This is a genomic window from Bacillus cereus group sp. MG4 (assembly GCF_040460055.1).
Classification (GTDB): domain Bacteria; phylum Bacillota; class Bacilli; order Bacillales; family Bacillaceae_G; genus Bacillus_A; species Bacillus_A wiedmannii.
In genome coordinates this window covers 1296120-1314179 of record NZ_JARVGZ010000001.1, presented here as the reverse complement: position 1 = coordinate 1314179, position 18060 = coordinate 1296120, and the positions used below count along the sequence as shown (strand labels likewise).

Sequence of the window (18060 nt, the reverse complement as noted above, 5' to 3'; positions counted from 1 at the left end):
TGTATCTCTCCGTTATATGTTTTTTCATATGATTAGTTTATCATATATATATTTTTCATATGTTGAAATTGACGTTATATTTAATTGTATAGCTATAGTCTTTATATTAATAATGTCAACTAGGAGTGAGAGATAGTATGAATTATTGGAACAGAACCTTGAGGCGCATCCTCATGTATGTGCTCGGGTTATTTTTTATGTCGATTGGCATTAGCATGTCAATTCAAGCAGGGTTTGGTGTATCGCCTGTATCATCATTAGCATATGCAAGTACGCTAACAGCTGGATTATCGGTTGGTTTGACAATGGCGCTTGCAAATGTTTTATACATTATTATTCAAGTCATATTAAGTAAACGAATGGAGTTCAATGAATTTGTGAGTCAATTCATTATTTCGTTTTTATTTGGATTCTTCATGGATGCAACGCTCTTCCTCGTACAACTTTTCCCTACACCTGAAACGATCTTTGCTCGAAGTGTATATTTGATTGTTAGTTTATTTGTTATAGCAATCGGTTTAATGGGCTATACAACAGCGAAATTACCATTAATGCCGTATGATGCGTTAACTTATACAATTAGTGAAAAATTTAATTTGAAATTTGGTAAAGCAAAAATTTTGAGCGATTTAATAAATGTTTGTGTAGCTGTTACAATTTGTATAGTTTTCATTCAATCTTTAGGATCAATCGGAATTGGTACACTCATTGCTGCCTACTTTATCGGCAAAATTTTAGGGTGGATGATACCGTATTATCAACCGACACTTCATCGATGGGTATTTAAAACAGAGAAGGCTGCTTAGGCTATATACTTCAAATTTCTAAAAGGTGATATTGATAAATCTATGATCTTATCAATGCAAAAACGCAACTCTTTCTGTAAAATCATAGGAAAGAATTGCGTTATATCTTATCGTTGTAATAAAGAAGAGCGATTTGTTGAAAAACATGTACTTCTAATTTTTATCTCGCTATGAATCACAAACTTCTTTTTTATTTGTGGAAACAGCGTCTAATAAAAGGAAAAAGGCTGCTATAAAATGTAGAACGATTTCTATATAAGGAAAGAAGGCAACTAGGGTAACGATAATACCGATATAATGAGGGGACGTATTCATGCCTGCTTTTTTAGCTAATAAAATAGTAGTGAGATGTAAAGCGATCAATAGTAGTAAAGGTATCCCATAAAGGTTAACAAGACTTGGAAATAAATAATAACAAGGAAGTAATAAAAGGTGATAGATACCTGTAGACCACTTTAGTGCTTGTATGTAAGTTTTCAAAATAAATCCTCCAAAAACAATTTATATCTATATATTACCAAAAATAATGGGTAACTGGATATTGTTTGTTTGTAGTTTTTAATAGATTATAATAATTTTATGTAAACTAATTGTTAGGTATCTATAAAATAGAAAAACCACCCAAACGAGGGTGGTTCGTATTATAAATAATTACTTAAAGAAGAAAGGGGAACCTTCACCTTACTACCTTCCTTCATATTCCGCAGCATAACGGTTTCTGTACTAAGTTCTTCTTCACCAATAATAAGCACATAAGGGATATTCTCTTTATTTGCGTAATTAAGGGCACGTTTTAATTTGCGTCCTGCTAGTTCGAGTTCGACTTTTAAGGAAGTGGTAGAACGTAATTGCTGGGCAATTTGTAAGCATTGTAATTCTGTCCCGAGTGGGATGATAAATACATCCGCTGTAGATGATATTGTTTCTTTCTGTGATAGTGCTGTATAAATAACGTCTAAACCGAATGAAATACCGACTGTGGGATAGTTCATATTATCACCACGGAATGCCCCGATAATATTATCGTATCGACCCCCGCTACCAATGCTGGATGTAATTGAGCCGTCTTTTAGAAAGATTTCATATACGGTGCCTGTGTACATTGTAAGTCCTCGTGCTAAAAATGGATTGAATATAGCATTCTCATTTATTCCGAGGGCGATTAAATATTGCTGTAATTGTTGTAGTTCGTTTACTCCGTCGGCAACGAGTTGGTTATTGAAAGCTTCTTTAAAGTCAGCAATTGTAAGCTTTAGACAAGATAATACGGTATTACATATCGTATCAGCCATTTCTTCAGAAATTCCGCGCTCTAATACATCTTTTCGTACACCATCAATCCCAATCTTTTCGATTTTGTCTAATGATAAAATAACGTCACTCGTTAGTTCAGTAGGGATGTTAATGGACTCAAGAATACCGTTTAACAATTTTCGGTTATTATATTGGATCGTTACTTCTAAGTTTAACATTCGGAACAGTTCAAACGCCATACTCATAAGTTCCGCTTCTGCCATGACTGATTCTACACCGACTATATCAACGTCACATTGAATGAACTCACGAAATCTCCCTTGTTTAATTGGTCCATCTCGAAATACTTTCCCAATTTCATAACGTTTAAAAGGAAGACGAATGTTCGGATTCATTGCCACGACTTTTGCGAATGGAATTGTTAAATCGTAGCGTAAGGCAAGCTCACGTTTTCCTTGATCTTGAAGCGTATATATTTCTTTTAATATTTCATCACCACCGCCGTACTTATATGACATAAGCTCATACATATTTAACGTTGGTGTTTCTAACGGTTTACATCCGTATCGTTCAAACGTGTCTTCACACGCTCTTTTAATTTTGTTTCGCAGTACTTGTTCCTCTGATAAATAGTCCTTTGTTCCTTTTACGTTTTTCATTTCCATCTTAATCACTCCTTTTTTAAATTAAAAAAAGCTATGTGGGTATAAAAATACCCACATAGCTTTATGAACGCTTCGTGGGTCAACAGGAAAAGCCCTGTACCCACGAAGAAAAATTTTTCTTCGGATACACGGCGTTACGTATGATGATGAAGTTGGAAAGACGTATTCAAATTTTGCATTAGAAATCTCTCCTTAACATAAGTTTTTTCAAATTATATCAGATGATTTTCGAATTATCAATATTTTTAGTTTTGAAATATACGTGAAGTTATGTAGGAGGAATGGAAAAAGGTGTATAATAAAACTTAATAATATGAAATAACCTTTTAAGGAGAAACCCATGAAAAAAGATAAAACAAATGCGATGCGAATATTAGATAAAGAAAAAATTGAATATTCGATGATGTCATATGATACAGATGATGGGAAAATTGATGGGGTATCAGTGGCCGAGAAAATTGGACGAGAAGTGAGAGAAGTATATAAAACGTTAATCGCTCAAGGGAATAGTAAAAATTATCATGTGTTTATTATCCCGGTAGATGAGGAACTGAATTTAAAAGCTGCGGCAAAATCAGTTGGTGAAAAGAAAATTGAAATGATTCCTGTAAAAGATATTACGAAAGTGTCAGGATACATTCGCGGCGGTTGTTCACCAGTCGGAATGAAGAAGTTATTTTCTACATGTATTGATGAGAGTGCTCAATCGCTTGAAACGATCATTGTAAGCGGCGGGAAAATCGGTATCCAAATTGAGCTGAAAGTGGATGACTTAGCGAAAGTAACGAGAGCGCAGTTTGGTGAGGTAACGAAGTAATGATACATAGGGAAAGAAGTTCTAGTTTTATTAAACTTAGATAAAGATTTATAGGATAATTAGTCCATTATGATGGCGGATTATCCTGTTTTATTTACATAATGAATGAAATGAAAAAAGATTGCATTTGTAGTTTGATCAAAAAAATATGGATGTGTAATTTGAATCGTTTGTTTGGCTATAGGAGGAGTACAATGCCTCGTTGCAAGAACTGTAAATAAACAAGCTGAGTTACTCTTAAAGATAGACAAAGGATGGGAGGGGGGAATGAGGGTTCAAGAAATACCCATAAGAAAGCACATATTGGGGGGGGCCAGTATTTTTGAACCCCCCCATACTAAGAGTATGCAAGATTTTATACAGTTTTTCGGCTAATCCAGTAACAAACAAGAACCCTGAAACCCACGCCAGGATAGGAATGTATAAGAAATGAATAGAGTCATAGAATAAGAAAAAGGCGGATTCCTTGTAAAAGTAGAAATCAGCCTTTTTTTCTACCAATAATAAGATGTTATGTTAACCAAACGTGAATACGGTATACAATCTTTCTACAATAAAAAAGAGCTAATAAAGTAGCTCTTTTACTAGAATGTTGAGAAACAGGATCTAGAAGACTATTGTTTTTTGTTATTTTTTCTTCTTCCAATGTAATGATAATAAAGTTGTTTAATTTACAATAAAGTCATTAAACAAATAATATAGTTGTTAAAAAATCCTTCTTCTACTAACGAGGCAGGTTAGTGGAAGAAATAGCAAATGGGTTTAACTAGGATATCGATAAATTAAGATTTATTTACTTAACATTATACTTATTTTCGGACCGAGGCATCTAATCGGTGAGTATATACAAACCAAGTAATGCTTGCTGTTAATAATGTTGACGAAATTAAAGCTGTAAGAACACTATATGTTTGCCAAATAAGTATCGTTGACCAATCGAAGGCAAAAAACATTATACACTGGGCAATCGTAGCGATTAGGAAAATAATTGTTACGATTGTTCTCTTTTTTGTCATTGGCTGCTGCTCATTCGTTTTCCTTTTTCTTAATCCTAAGAAAAATAACAGAACGGCTAATAGGCAAAGAATAATTGTGGTAGACGACAAAATGATGTCCAAAAGCTGTGTGCCACTTATCTCATATGACTGAGTTAGATTGCCGTTTAATATATTTTTAACTTGTAGTACCAGGTTTATATTGGTATTTGCGCCGTTGCTCAGTAAGCAGATGGCTGTTCTTTCATTTGGCAGTATGGCTACTTTGGTACTAAAATTTGGATTACCCCCAGTGTGTTCTATAAACGTTTGTTCGGCGTTTACCGACCAACCTGCCGCATAATACATATCATTGACAGCCGAAACAGACATATCACCTCTATGTGATTTTTCGATGGCCCTGTGAAATATTTCGGGTATGTCCTGCACGATACCCATCTGTATGCCCATCCAACGCACCATATCTTTTGTATTAGAAATGATATAGCCGGCAGGTTTATTCCCAGCATAATCCGGAGCGTTAAATGGAGTTGTTATAAAAAAGGAAGAACGGTAGCCCTGTGCTAACTGTCCAGTGGCTTGAGCATCTTCTTTATAAACATACGTCTGGTGAAGACCTAAGGGTAGAAATACCTGTTCCTTCATAAAGTCTTCATAGCTTTGTCGTGATACAATCTCAATAACCAAACCCAATACGTCATAATTAACGGTTCCATAGTTATATTGTTCACCGGGAGAGAACGCCAATTCTGCATCTACCAGCGTTTCCACAGTCTTTTGCAACATATCAGGCGTATTACCTTGTGGAATATTTTGAAGATGTCTAATATTTGTTAGGCCGCTGGTATGGTGAAGAAAGTTATTTAGTGTAAGGTTTTGCATATCAACAGGTTTACCTTGATACTTTAACGTAAACCAAGGTAAATATTTTTGGATAGGGTCAGTCATTGATAGCAGCCCTTGCTCTTCCAATAGCAAAATCCCCATACCAGTAAAAGCTTTACTCACCGAGGCCAACTCATAGAGTGTATTTTCACTTGCAGACAGTCCCTTTTCAAGATCTGCATACCCAGAAGAAAAGTAGAACACTTCACCATCAGCAAGTATTGAGAGTGACATTCCAGGCACACCTGACGTACGACAGGCATCATCTAGCAATGCTTGTATTGCCACAGATTTCGAATCTGACAACGCATAACTTTGTGTTGCAAATCCTGAGAATAATATAAATATCGTTAATACAAAAACAATAGTTTTTTTCATACACTCTCCTTTTTGAAGAATTATAAGGGTGTAAATAACTTATTTTTATAACTATAAACCAAATTCTAATTTATCTTTCTATTTATCTATATAATATCAAATAATTGTGAAGAGTTACACTTAAACTAACGGGGGCGTTAGTTCAATAAGAAGTAAACAACTTTATTATCCATTTTTTAAGCATCACATAAGCAGATGGATATAATTTGAAACAACTTTAAAGAGCCTTGCTGCATATAGAATGTAGTAAGGCTCTTATCTTTTTTAATCAAAATTCAATAACTTTATTATCACTATACATACAAAACGATAAATTAAATTCTGAAATCATTGGTCATGATACGCTAGTTTTAATTGTAAGTACAAACCATCCATTAGCTAAAATAAGTAATTTTATTGATTTTCATGAATTAAAAAAACATCGATTCATTATCCGAGAAGAAGGGTCTAACACAAGAAATCATTTTGAAAAATGGTGTGAAACATACAATTTTCAACCTAAATATATCATTGAAATGGATCAATCAGAAGCAATTAAAATTGCAGTATCAAACAATTTAGGTGTTGCAGTTATGTCTAAATTCATCATTGATAACGACCCTAGATCCGAAAAATTTAAAATATTGAATGTAAAAGGGATGCCAATACACCGACCGATTCGAGTTTTTATGTTGGCTAATCAAAAAGATAATCTACTAAAGAAATCATTTATTAGTTTTTTGAAAAAACAAATGGCTACTTAGAGACTCACACCTACTAATTTATCTTTGAGATATCGCCACCTGCCTATCAAGTTAAGAATTTTATAGCACCCCTAGGTTGAAAATTCTGTGTGTTTATGACAGAAAACAGCTTATTTTTTCGTTTTGGGGGTATTTGCTTTTCTTAGCTTGATAGCGATGTGGTGCTACCCCTGTTAGTAGTAATTTTAATATCACTATGGATAAATTACTTTTAAAACTTTACTTCTGAGAACGAGAATTATGTAAATAAACTGTTAACTGGATTCCCATAGAAAACTGTGGTGAGATTAAATTTTTGATTTTGAAGTACTTCAAAATCCTAGCTAGATGGCTATGTATCGGTACCCCACAATAAAAAGGCAGGAACATATCAAATATGTTCCTGCCTTTGATTTTAGAGAGATGTTTCCTAACGGTTGATTTTGTTAACGAAAGTTGACTTCAAATCCATATTTTGTGTGAAATAAAAGCATATAATAAAAGTATGAGGTGATGATGTGAAGGAGATAAATATTCATAAAATAATTGCGGATAAGAGAAAAGAAAAGGGGATTACGCAGGAAGAGTTAGCGGCGTATATAGGTATTACAAAGGCATCTGTTTCCAAATGGGAGACGGGGCAGAGTTATCCGGATATTACATTTTTACCACTGTTAGCATCGTACTTTAATATAAGTATAGATGAACTAATCTGTTATACACCGCAAATGGAACAGGAAGATATTAAAAATTTATATCATAGACTAGCGGAAGCTTTTAGTGAAGAACCGTTTGATGAAGTAATGATAGAGTGCAGGGGAATTATAAAAAAATATTATTCTTGTTTTCCGTTATTACTTCAAATGGGACTACTTTTTATTAACCACCATATGTTAACAGAGGATACGGATAGAAGAATTGAAATTTTAGAAGAGGCAATGTCTCTCTTTAGCAGGGTGCAGGAAGAAAGTGATGATGTTTCTCTTGTGAAAGAGGCGGTATTGTTTCAAGCAACTTGCTATCTTATACTCAATAAACCAAATGAAGTATTGCAATTGCTTGGCGAAACGATACGTCCTAACTTTCCAGAGGAAGATCTAATCGCACAGGCGTATCAAATGCTTGGAAATGCTGAAAAGGCAAATGAAGTGATGCAAATTAGTATGTATCAACATTTAATACAACTCGTTGCGACAATACCGAATTATGTAGTAGTAAATGCCTCAAACGCTGAAAAGGTAGAGGTAATTTTAAATAGAGCTTTCATGTTAATAGACATATATGAAATAGAAAAACTGCATCCTAATATGACTTTAAAAGTATACTATGCTGCTGCGCAAGTGTATTGCATGCAAGGGAATTTTGAAAAGGTATTAGAAATGTTAAGTAAATATGTAGCAGTTTGTGCAGCTAGTTTTACAGTAAATAGTCTGCATTTACACGGTGATTCCTATTTTGATGCGATTGATGGATGGTTTGAAGAGTTTCCGCTTGGCGCTAAAACGGTTAGAAATGAAGAAATTATAAAAAAGAGCATGCTACAAAGTATTGCAGAGAATCCAGTTTTTGCACCGATGAAAGATGTAAGAGAGTACAAAAATATAATAGCGAGTTTGAAATTTAAATTGGATATAAAAGAATAGTGGGAGGACAAATATGATGACCTTTGACGAATATGAAGTAGCGATAAATAGTGAATTTACGTTGCAAGGTACGATTACTAAACCAAAAGCTGACGGGAAGTATGCTGCTGTTGTCATTATCGCTGGATCTGGAGAAGTTGATCGTGATGGAACGATAGTACCGCTGAAGCTTGAGTCGAACATATATAAAGATTTAGCACATGTAGTGGCGAGGCTTGGAGTAGTGACCCTCCGCTTTGATAAGCGCGGAGTAGGAAAGAGTGAGGGAGAATTTCAGAAGACTGGAATGTGGGATTTAGTTAGCGACATAGAGGCTATGATTGCGTATTTGAAAGAACAACCATTTGTTGATCCGGAAAATATCATTTTAGCTGGTCATAGTGAAGGGTGTATGTTAGCAACTGTAGTAAACGCAAGAACACCAGTTAATGGACTCATACTTCTTACAGGAGCTGCGGAATCATTAGAAGAGGCTACGAAAAGACAAAGAGAGATTGCTTATAAAGAACTAAAAGAGCAGAAAGGGATAAAAGGAAAACTAATGCGCCTTCTCAATGTGGAGAAACGTGGAGAGAAGCAGATGGAAAAAATAAAAGAGAAAATGATGAACACAGAAAAAGATACGATTAAAGTTGGTTTTAAACCGATGAATGCAAAGTGGTTTAGAGAGCATTTTCAGCATGATATTTATAAAGATTTACAACGAGTAACATGTCCAGTGCTAGCGATTGCTGGTGATAAAGACATTCAGGCGGATCCAGAAAAGGCGAAGCGTATTGGTGATTATGTGAAAGGTGATGCTAAAGTACATGTAATAAAAAATATGGATCATAGTTTGAAAAGTTTTGAAGGGGAGTTTAAAGTATTAGAGCTTCAAAAAAACTATAAAGAAGGAGCGGGAAAGCCACTTCACCCGATGCTGGAAGAAATAATTGTGAATTGGATAAGTTCGAATTTTATCTCGCATAAGATCCCTGCAGTAACATTAAGTGAATAAGAGGGAGATGGAAAGAAAAGTAACTACCTGTAAAAGACGGATTGCTTTAGATTAAAAATAGGTATAAGTTGTTTTGTAGTTTCAAGCATATCTTCCTAATCGTACATTCTATAATGATTTTAATGAGATAATAAACTTTTATTATTAGATTGCTATAGTAAATCCTCTTAATCAATCTGATATACTACTAAATTCTGTAGAGGGGTGTTTGTATAAAATTCGAAGTATAGATTCATATTCCGCTTCAAAAATATTATCTAAATTAATATAGGTGTAGGCTTAAAATAAAGTTAGAACAATTATACAACACCCTATAAATAATCCAGGCTATTTATTATTAGGAGGAGGCCAACTATACACATAATCCATGACAGAGCCGATCCTGAATGATTAGCGATTTTCATTCGGAGCCTCTCAAGAGGTTTTTGCATCCACCGACCAAACAGGAGATAGAAGAGAAACAGCACGAGAGAGGGCAATACCATGATAAAGTTGTATCCCGCTAAAATAGAAGACCATTCTATCCATGATAGATTAGAAGTAGTCAGTATACCAATTGCTGCAAAATAAGGAAATGCAGTGCCCGCTTCAATTAATGTAGTAGTGCATCCTAGCGCAATCATTGAAAAAATGCTTTTTGATTTTGGTGAAGGGAGCTCTGAATTTTTCTTAGGTGGAATATAAAAGCTTGCGATGAATAATATGACTCCAATAATAAAGAACGACCAGCTTACGATTCGGTTTTGAAATACGCCAGAAATAATCTCAAACAAAATATCTAATCCTAACATGAGTGAAACTCCAACTGCAAAATAACATCCTGCTACCGTCAATAAATAAACGAATAAACGTTTCATAAGATTCTCTTTATCTGTTAAAAGTAGATATATTGTTACTCCTATTGTAGTAGGGCTTAGCGTGTCCAATATGGCTAATCCGCCTATTAGGAGAAATTGTTCTGTGCCCATCGCTCGTGCCCCCTCATTTCGGCTTAGGATTATTCTTTTCAGCCATGAAAATGGCATATGCCTCGTTCATAAACTGAAGCACATCTTGGTCGATTGGATATAAACTGAGTTTCTCTGATTGTTTTGGAGACATCCTTATCTCCCAAAGCTTATTTAAAAATTCATCCTCATCTTCAAATTCTTCTAAGCGTTTTTCATCCATTCTTCTCATGATATTTTGGACTTTCGTTGCTTTTGGGCCATCCTTCATATAACGCTTTAACTGGCCGATGAGAGCAATCCATTCAAGTGAATCAGAACAGTCACTTGCCATTTTAGGAACCTTTTCCAATAGCTTTATTTCTTTTTCTTTGAATACAGATTCACGATAATACTGTTGTATTTCTTTATCTTTGCTAGATAATTGCATAATCTTCTGAATCGCAATCCAGCTTTCTTCTCCTTCTATCGCAATTCCATTTATCATTTCCCGTAAGGATAATTCTATTTTCTTTAAATTTTCCTGCTCTTTTATTACATAAGATAATTGACTCTGTAAACTATCTGACCAATCCCACTCATTGAAGTCGAGCATATGTTTAATCTCTTGTAACGGAAATCCAACCTTTTTTAAAAATTGAACTTGCTGAAGTTTTTTGATTTCTTCATTTGTATATAAACGATGGCCACCCTCTGTTTTGGATGCGGGTTTTAATAATCCAATTTTATCGTAATAACGCAGTGTCCTTACTGTAACACCTGTCAGTTCTCCAACTTTATTAAAGTGTATCAACTAATAAACCTACCTTTCTGTATGTTAAGATTTTAACGTTAATGATTATTTTCTTCAAACTACATCTATTTTTCTTTACTAAAAAGGTTTTTAAGTAAGTAGCCTGTTCCTAATCCAATTAGTACACCAGGAAATGCATGATCCAATGTCAGTCCGATCCCTGCACCTATAATGACACATCCATAAATAATAATATCGCCCTGTTTCATCTGAAAACCTCCTATTTTTCTAATTTCTTTTATGAAAATGCGAAATAGTAGCTACTTAACAGTATATAAAATGACCCAACGTCAACTTCAAGTGTTTTTGTTTTTTTATTAATAAATTTATCCCGCTATTTGCCGGGCGGTAAGATTTCTGCATCAAAATTAGGCGGATTTGGGGAAAGTGGAAAGGAAAAAGGAGAGGGATGACCTGCAGAAGACCTGTGGGTTAATAATGGATGTGGAAATGTATTAACATCAATGAGACATTATGTTAACTTATTACGAATAACATATACAACCGAAAGTACACAACATATCACTTCTTCTAAATGGTATAATAAGGAAAAAAGGGGTCTGAATAATGTTTTTAGGAACCAGTATTTATTACGCTATTACTGCATTGATTATCGGTGTATTGTTGGGTGGAATTATACGTATAATTTTGCATACTAGTAATCGCAAAAAGCAAGATACAGTTGAGCAAAAGTTAGATAGGATTATTCAATTGTTAGAAAAACAAAATAAGGATTGACTCTCTCCAAACGGAGGGGTTTGCTGTTTTATCGGCAGATGGGTGAAGTATAGGATACTTCACTGCAATCCAATTAAAGTTTTACTTTCTCCATAATGCGGGTTTTATATAATATGAAAGTCAACGGCTATAACTACTTAAAATATAGCCGTTTCTTTTTTGTGAATAGAAAGGAAATGAAATCATGGAAAAATTAATAAAAAGTGAATTAATTGGAATGTTTATCTTTAATGAAACTTTTCATACATATGAACAAAACGAAGGAAAAGTACATTGGGGATTGGATATTGGAAAAGAGCTTGTACATGTACATGAAATGATGAAAAGAGCAGAAAAGCTTTATGTATGTTTAGAAGAATTTGATAAAAAGGCTAAGGTCGCTATAGCGGAAGAATTAATAGAGTATAAAAATGATTTTTGGCCTGAATATGATGAGAATGATGAACATTTAGATTGGGATGCTGTAGATGCAGGAGAATATGATATGGCGAAAGAAACATTTGAGCAGTCTATTACTCTTATGGACATTGTAATTAGAGAAAATGATATATATTGTGAATATAATGATGGAGATTTATTTGGTGGACATAGAATCCATGTTTCTTTTGACAATGAGTACAATTTATTAGCTGCGGAGATTTAGTTTTGAGCGATGAAAATGAAAAGGATTGATTACTATAATCAATCCTTTTTGTCATTATTATAAGATAACGGTGAAATACTAGGTAGAGAGTTGCATAGTTTTAACGTATTATCCGAAAGAAATCTCCTTCATGGGGCGTGTGAAAGGCGATAGTCTAGCGGTAGGTGGGAGATTTCTTTCGGTTTGGCGTAGCCAAACATTGGGTTTTCCTATTTATTTCGCCCCTAATATAATCATTCTTATAAGGGGTAAAGTTTAGTATAACAATGAAAGTAGATAATAATTGTGTAATGTTCAGGTTGTGTGATCACCGTCATAGCTTATGGGAAATGAATTGGAAAATAAGGTGAACGGATATGATAAAGCATAATAAGGCGTACAAATTCCGTTTGTATCCAACAGAAGAACAAGCACATCTCATACGTAAAACGTTCGGATTTGTACGCTTTGTTTATAATAAAATGCTGGCTGAAAGAACAGAAGTAGAAACAGTTGTTGGGTTAGACTTCCCAATGGCTGAATTGTACGTGAGTAGCGAAGATGAGAAAGCCAATTATCCTCGCTTTTATCGTCAGAAGTTAGACAGATTAGCAAAAGCGCAACGAGTATCAGCAAGTCGCGTAAAAGATTCAGCTCGCTGGAAGAAATAATTGTGCAGTGGATAGAGGCACATTGTATCTCGCAATACGAGGGGAAAAAGACTTCCAGCTCGATATAAGGGGGAAGTAAGAAAGCTTAATTGTTTGTAAAAGCTCGGTTGTTGTAGGTGGATTTAGTTCAGTATTCAGAATATAAGTTTTTAACGGTATTTTTCGTTTAAAAATGGATTGAAAAATTAATTTATTATTTAAAAACGAACATTAAAAATTATTTCAATCTAAATGTTCACATTTAGATTGCATGCACACTAAAAGTTTGATATATTACCAATATAATAATTTTACACATCATCACTCGTATATACTCGGTAATATGGTCCGAGCGTTTCTACCTAGTTCCCAATGAAAGAACTGGACTACGGGTTAAAGTGTTCGGCCGTGCTGTTCAATGAGCGCTACCGATCTATAATTTGGCATTTGTTTTATCTTTTGCTTAATTAACTTTGACTACCGTAGTTCTAGAAAGTAGAGATTCTTCTACAATTTCTAGAACTTTTTTGTTTGGACCAAAAGCATCGAGTATAGAAAACAACAAGAGAAAGAGGAGATTATTTATGAAGAAGAATACGTTGAAAAAATGTGCTGCCCTAGTAACTACTGTTGCATTTTCATTCTCGATACTTGCGGGATGTAATGCGAGTCCGAAACAAGTTGAGGCAAAAAACAATCAAAAACCAATCTTAATTCAAGGGCCAATGCCGATAGAAGCTGAAAAGTTTGCAAAAAGGTTAAAAAATGTGAAGGAAGAAAAGTCTGGAACATTTGTATTTTATAAAGGAACTGTCGACAATTATCCTGTAATTGTTGCGAAAACAGGTAAAGGAATGGAAAATACAGCAGCGGCTACAGCAGTGGCTATTGAAAAATATAAGCCTATAGCGATTATTAACCAAGGAACATCAGGTGGACATGATCCGAATTTACATGTATTTGATATTGTTTTAGGGAAAAAAGTCGCGAATATAGGTTCATTAAAAACAACAAATATGGATGAGAATCAAGGGATTGAACCGACAAAATGGATTTCAATGGACTTAATGGCTTCGGAAGGAAGTGCAGGAGAAGATCCAAATGCTGAGAAAATCCGATACTACGAGGGAGATAAGGATTTACTTGCAGCAGCTAATGCGGTAAAAGATAAATATACAAAAGGTAAAGTAGTGGAAGGTACAATTGGTTCAGCAGATCTTTGGAATAATGAAGTAGATAGAATTAAGTGGTTCCATACAAAATACGGTACATCTGTAGAAGAAATGGAAGGTGCTGCAGCAGCGCAAATTGCAAAAGCTTATGACGTACCATTTTTAGGGATTCGAGTATTATCAAACAATAAAACAAACGGCGGAAAATACAATCCAAATACAGCGGCGGCAAATCAAGAATATGTATATGAAGTAGTTAAAAAGTATATAGATTCGATACCAAATAAATAGTAGTAGTTCTGTCCCAATATAAAAATGTAATCATTACTGAACAATGTGTTGTGAACTCAGAATTAACAAAGTTTCTTTCATTAAAATAGGTTGGTGCCTTACATGGTATCCAATCTGTTTTTGTACTTATTCTACAGAGGAAGAAGGGTTTTACACAAAAAATAAAGACAGTTATAGAAAAAAAGAAAAGTCGAACGATTTATCAAATATGCATAATTGCATAAAAAAATTGAAATTTATAAGTTAACATTAAACTACTTTAAAATTGTAAAGAATATTTTAATAATCTTTACTAGAGAAGGATATTCCTTGTGAAAAGTAGATAAACAAAAAGCGTGGAAATAATACAGACTCAATAGAGTTTTGTATTAAATAAAAAGAAAAGGATGGGCATGGCTTTCTAAAAGTTTTTGGGGGTTAGAAAGCATTTTTTAGTTAATAGCTTCAAATTATATGTTAAAGGGGAAATGGGCATATGAAGTTTCGAAATACAAAGCTTGCTATGATTACACTATCTTCATTTTTTATTTTAAGTACTGCATCTCTTTCATTCACAAATATCATACACGGTGAAGTAGCTTCTGCATCACTACAAGAGATTACTGTAAAAAGCTATGATGATACATATTATAATAATGCAATAGGAAAAACGGGTTTAGAATTAAAGAAGGAACTTCATAATATTATTGATGATCATACAAAGTTATCATACAGTGCGGTTTGGGAAGCACTAAGAGATACTGATGAAGATCCAAATAATAAAAACAATGTGATACTCTTATATACTGGGCGTTCGCAAGGGAAACTTACGAATGGTTCAGGAGTTGATAATTGGAACCGAGAGCATGTTTGGGCAAAATCTCACGGTGATTTTGGAACGACTGCAGGAGCTGGAACAGATTTGCATCATTTAAGAGCGACGGATGTATCTGTAAATAGCTCACGTGGAAATCTGGATTTTGATAGTGGTGGTGTGAATCATTCGGAAGCGACAGAATGTAAATACGATAGTGATTCTTGGGAACCTCGTGATAGTGTAAAAGGAGATATCGCTAGAATGCTATTTTACATGGCTGTTCGTTATGAAGGAGACAACGGTGAAATAGACTTAGAACTAAATGAAAAGGTGAATAACAATAAAGACCCATACATGGGCAAACTATCCGTTTTACTAAAATGGAATGAACAAGACCCGGTCGATGATTTAGAGAGAAAGCGTAATGAAGTGATTTTTACGAAATATCAACATAATCGTAATCCTTTTATTGATCATCCGGAATGGGTAAATAAAATTTGGAACTAAAATACTTAAAGGTATTTTACTTTGAGAGAAGGGATTGATCACTATGATCAATCCCTATTTATATCTATACTAGAATAAATGATTTTTATAGGGTTGGAGAGGAGAATAGGATAGGATAGATATTTTATCAAGTTAAGTATAATAAGAGTCTTTTAATACGGTCCCCATTCAATATTCACACCAACAATAAGAAAAATAAGTCCAATGATAAACCAAATGAATGCAAGTGGAGCCATGAATCGAATCCATTTTCCGTAAGAAATGCCGCTCGCTGCGAGAACGCCCATTAAAACACCGGAAGTTGGATTTAAGCAGTTCACGACACCTTCGCCGAGCATAACGGCTTGTACTGTAACTTGGCGTGTAATGTGCATGAAATCAGCCAATGGAGCTAATATCGGAATGAAAATAACAGATTCACCTGTCCCGGATGAAATGAGGAAATGTAATGCGGCACTACTTACATACATACCGATAACGCCAAATACAGGGCTTTGTCCTTCGAGAGACTGTGCGAGTTGGTTAACGATTGTATCAAGCAATTTGCCTTGTTCTAAAATGACTGAAATACAACGAGCCATTCCGACGATCAAAGCACCGTATATGAGATTTTGGCAGCCTGCTAGAAAAGTAGAAGCGATATCGTTTGCTTTCATGCCGCCTATTATTCCCGCTGTAATTGCTATGAAAATAAAAGTAGCGGTCATTTCAGCGTCTGTCCAATGTAGACGAAAAGCGCCTATTAAAAATACAATTAATGATAAAGCCGAAACGAGTAAAATTAATTTATGACGTATTGTCCAAGGAACTTCTGTTTTCTCAGTTTCTTTCTCACTTGAAAGAGCGTTACTTGGAAACCAGTTGTCACCGAGAATGCTTCCTTTATTCGATTTCTTCAAACGTTTTACGTACCAATTAATATATAAAATGGTAGCAATTAAAAAAGAGATATAAATTGCCGTGCGTAAACCAATCCCCGAAAACATCGGAAGTTCTGCAATTTTTTGTGAAATGCCTAAAGGTGAGGGAGATAGAATAGTAGCATTAAAACCGGCATAAGTGCCTAAATAAATAATTGCTACGCCGACGATAGCGTCCCATTTTAATGTACGTGCAACGATGATGCCGATGGGGATAAAGCCAATAACTGAGTTAACGATAATACCAGTCGTTCCGAGAATAGAAAAGAGTGCGGCGACAATGCAAATGAAAAGTAATTGCTGATTACGAAATTTGTTAATAACATGATAGATTAAACCGTCAAGAGCGCCTGTTTTTTCAAGAATCGCAATAGCTCCACCTGTAAATAAAATTAAAAAGATGATAGGAGCAGCAAGTGTCATTCCTTTTTCAATAGCGGTAAAAAAAGAAACAAATCCTACCGGCGATTGTGGAACAGAATGATAACTTCCTGGTATTGTCGTTGTAACAGTACCGTTTGTAACTCTTTTAAACTCTCCAGCAGGAACGAAATAGGTAGCAATGGCACAAAGTAAGGCAATAAAAAATAGTAGTACGTACGCGTCAGGCATTTTAAACTTTCGTTTACTCGGTTGCTTTTTTACCTCAGTATGTAATTGCATAAAACCCCTCCTTTTTCACTTGGTTAATTTTTAATATTCTGAAATTTATCCGTGAAATCGATTATAATAAAGGTGGCTTCTTAAGGCAATAGTTTTTCTATCCTTTTTCTGCACATACAAATTCTTGCAACATTAGACAGGGAAACGAAAATAATCCAAGAATATGTTATATAGAAAGAATAAGGAAAAGAGGGAAAAAGATGTGGAAAACTACGGATTTATGTGATGAGTTTGAAAAGGAATTACAAATATGTCGCCAGTCTTTTCGATCTTTTGGGAAGAAAGAACAATTTCACGGGAAAATTGCAACGGTAAAAGTGAAGGATGATAATGTACTAGTGAAGGAAGGATTGCAAAGACTACCAGAAGGAACGGTATTAGTTGTTGATGGCGGAGCATCTACGAATTGTGCGTTACTTGGTGATAATTTGGCAGCTATTGCGGAGGAAAGAAAGCTAGCAGGGATTATTGTAAATGGATATGTTCGTGATTCTAGTGAACTAAAGAATATTGATATTGGTATTTTAGCGTTAGGGACGATGCCAAATAGAAGTGTAAAAGAGGGAAAAGGAGAGCGTGATATTTCATTGCAATTTGGACAAGTAGAATGGAAGCCGAATGAATATGTGTATGCGGATGAAGATGGCGTCATTATTAGTGAGAAGAGTTTGCATCGTTAAAGGATAGTAAACTACTATTCTTAGAAAATAAATCCGATAAAGCATGGACAAAATTCTTTGTCAATAGTAAAATAATACAGAAATTTATAATTAACAGAATGTATAGGTTTATCGTTTTA

The 18060-nt window shown here is 34.6% G+C and carries 17 protein-coding genes, 1 pseudogene and 1 riboswitch; of the genes and pseudogenes, 11 read left to right on the top strand and 7 right to left on the bottom strand.

The window, feature by feature from the left end; genetic code table 11:
* Window positions 1–137: 137 nt before the first annotated feature.
* Window positions 138–806 carry a YczE/YyaS/YitT family protein gene (locus QCI41_RS06935; RefSeq protein WP_353837837.1) on the top strand — a complete coding sequence of 223 codons (669 nt, stop codon included), beginning with the start codon at window positions 138–140 and terminating at the stop codon, window positions 804–806.
* A gap of 168 nt (window positions 807–974) precedes the next feature.
* Here QCI41_RS06935 and QCI41_RS06930 read toward each other — a convergent pair whose 3' ends face one another.
* Window positions 975–1286 (bottom strand): hypothetical protein, encoded by a 312-nt coding sequence (locus QCI41_RS06930; protein ID WP_353837839.1) that lies wholly within the window; start codon window positions 1284–1286, stop codon window positions 975–977.
* Window positions 1287–1447: 161 nt separating this feature from the next.
* The gene (locus tag QCI41_RS06925; RefSeq protein ID WP_353837841.1) at window positions 1448–2725 is read right to left on the bottom strand and encodes a histidine--tRNA ligase; all 1278 of its coding nucleotides are present in this window, start codon (window positions 2723–2725) and stop codon (window positions 1448–1450) included.
* A gap of 340 nt (window positions 2726–3065) precedes the next feature.
* Here QCI41_RS06925 and ybaK point away from each other — a divergent pair, with 340 nt between their 5' ends.
* The gene (gene ybaK / locus QCI41_RS06920; protein WP_353837843.1) at window positions 3066–3542 is read left to right on the top strand and encodes a Cys-tRNA(Pro) deacylase; all 477 of its coding nucleotides are present in this window, start codon (window positions 3066–3068) and stop codon (window positions 3540–3542) included.
* A gap of 809 nt (window positions 3543–4351) precedes the next feature.
* Here ybaK and QCI41_RS06915 read toward each other — a convergent pair.
* Window positions 4352–5800: a serine hydrolase domain-containing protein gene (locus tag QCI41_RS06915; RefSeq protein WP_353837844.1), complete on the bottom strand. Its 1449-nt coding sequence runs from the start codon at window positions 5798–5800 to the stop codon at window positions 4352–4354.
* A 227-nt stretch (window positions 5801–6027) separates the two neighbouring features.
* On the opposite strand from QCI41_RS06915, the gene QCI41_RS06910 reads away from it, so the two are divergent.
* The 3 genes from QCI41_RS06910 (at window position 6028) to QCI41_RS06900 (ending at window position 9162) form a co-directional block, all read left to right on the top strand.
* Window positions 6028–6543, top strand: a complete 516-nt coding sequence (locus tag QCI41_RS06910; protein ID WP_046957944.1) for a LysR substrate-binding domain-containing protein — start codon at window positions 6028–6030, stop codon at window positions 6541–6543.
* A 497-nt stretch (window positions 6544–7040) separates the two neighbouring features.
* Window positions 7041–8165 (top strand): helix-turn-helix domain-containing protein, encoded by a 1125-nt coding sequence (locus QCI41_RS06905; protein ID WP_353837845.1) that lies wholly within the window; start codon window positions 7041–7043, stop codon window positions 8163–8165.
* A 13-nt stretch (window positions 8166–8178) separates the two neighbouring features.
* A complete protein-coding gene (locus QCI41_RS06900) occupies window positions 8179–9162 on the top strand; it encodes an alpha/beta hydrolase family protein (RefSeq protein WP_353837846.1) in 984 nt (327 codons plus the stop codon).
* A gap of 311 nt (window positions 9163–9473) precedes the next feature.
* Here the strand turns inward: QCI41_RS06900 and QCI41_RS06895 are convergent, their stop codons facing one another.
* The 3 genes from QCI41_RS06895 to QCI41_RS06885 all read right to left on the bottom strand — a co-directional run bounded on the left by QCI41_RS06895 (window position 9474) and on the right by QCI41_RS06885 (window position 11111).
* Window positions 9474–10130 (bottom strand): GAP family protein, encoded by a 657-nt coding sequence (locus QCI41_RS06895; RefSeq protein WP_353837847.1) that lies wholly within the window; start codon window positions 10128–10130, stop codon window positions 9474–9476.
* Between the two features lie 13 nt (window positions 10131–10143).
* Window positions 10144–10902 (bottom strand): MerR family transcriptional regulator, encoded by a 759-nt coding sequence (locus tag QCI41_RS06890; RefSeq protein WP_353837848.1) that lies wholly within the window; start codon window positions 10900–10902, stop codon window positions 10144–10146.
* A gap of 65 nt (window positions 10903–10967) precedes the next feature.
* Window positions 10968–11111, bottom strand: a complete 144-nt coding sequence (locus QCI41_RS06885) for a hypothetical protein (RefSeq protein ID WP_176542361.1) — start codon at window positions 11109–11111, stop codon at window positions 10968–10970.
* A gap of 358 nt (window positions 11112–11469) precedes the next feature.
* Between QCI41_RS06885 and QCI41_RS06880 the strand changes: the two genes are divergently transcribed.
* The 5 genes and pseudogenes from QCI41_RS06880 to QCI41_RS06860 all read left to right on the top strand — a co-directional run bounded on the left by QCI41_RS06880 (window position 11470) and on the right by QCI41_RS06860 (window position 15678).
* Entirely contained in the window at window positions 11470–11640 is a 171-nt protein-coding gene (locus tag QCI41_RS06880) for a DUF4083 family protein (RefSeq protein ID WP_353837849.1), read from the top strand.
* A gap of 184 nt (window positions 11641–11824) precedes the next feature.
* Complete coding sequence (locus QCI41_RS06875; protein WP_353837850.1) at window positions 11825–12283, top strand: DUF2262 domain-containing protein; 459 nt, start codon at window positions 11825–11827, stop codon at window positions 12281–12283.
* 356 nt (window positions 12284–12639) lie between these two features.
* Window positions 12640–12930, top strand: a pseudogene (locus tag QCI41_RS06870) (helix-turn-helix domain-containing protein); the annotation flags it as partial.
* Between the two features lie 287 nt (window positions 12931–13217).
* Window positions 13218–13321: riboswitch (purine riboswitch) on the top strand.
* 175 nt (window positions 13322–13496) lie between these two features.
* Window positions 13497–14375 carry a 5'-methylthioadenosine/S-adenosylhomocysteine nucleosidase gene (locus QCI41_RS06865; RefSeq protein WP_061672704.1) on the top strand — a complete coding sequence of 293 codons (879 nt, stop codon included), beginning with the start codon at window positions 13497–13499 and terminating at the stop codon, window positions 14373–14375.
* 475 nt (window positions 14376–14850) lie between these two features.
* Window positions 14851–15678: an endonuclease I family protein gene (locus tag QCI41_RS06860; RefSeq protein ID WP_353837851.1), complete on the top strand. Its 828-nt coding sequence runs from the start codon at window positions 14851–14853 to the stop codon at window positions 15676–15678.
* Between the two features lie 152 nt (window positions 15679–15830).
* Here the strand turns inward: QCI41_RS06860 and QCI41_RS06855 are convergent, their stop codons facing one another.
* Window positions 15831–17261 (bottom strand): YfcC family protein, encoded by a 1431-nt coding sequence (locus QCI41_RS06855; protein WP_327963663.1) that lies wholly within the window; start codon window positions 17259–17261, stop codon window positions 15831–15833.
* 200 nt (window positions 17262–17461) lie between these two features.
* Here QCI41_RS06855 and rraA point away from each other — a divergent pair, with 200 nt between their 5' ends.
* Window positions 17462–17941, top strand: a complete 480-nt coding sequence (gene rraA / locus QCI41_RS06850; RefSeq protein ID WP_046957950.1) for a ribonuclease E activity regulator RraA — start codon at window positions 17462–17464, stop codon at window positions 17939–17941.
* The last annotated feature ends 119 nt before the right edge of the window (window positions 17942–18060 follow it).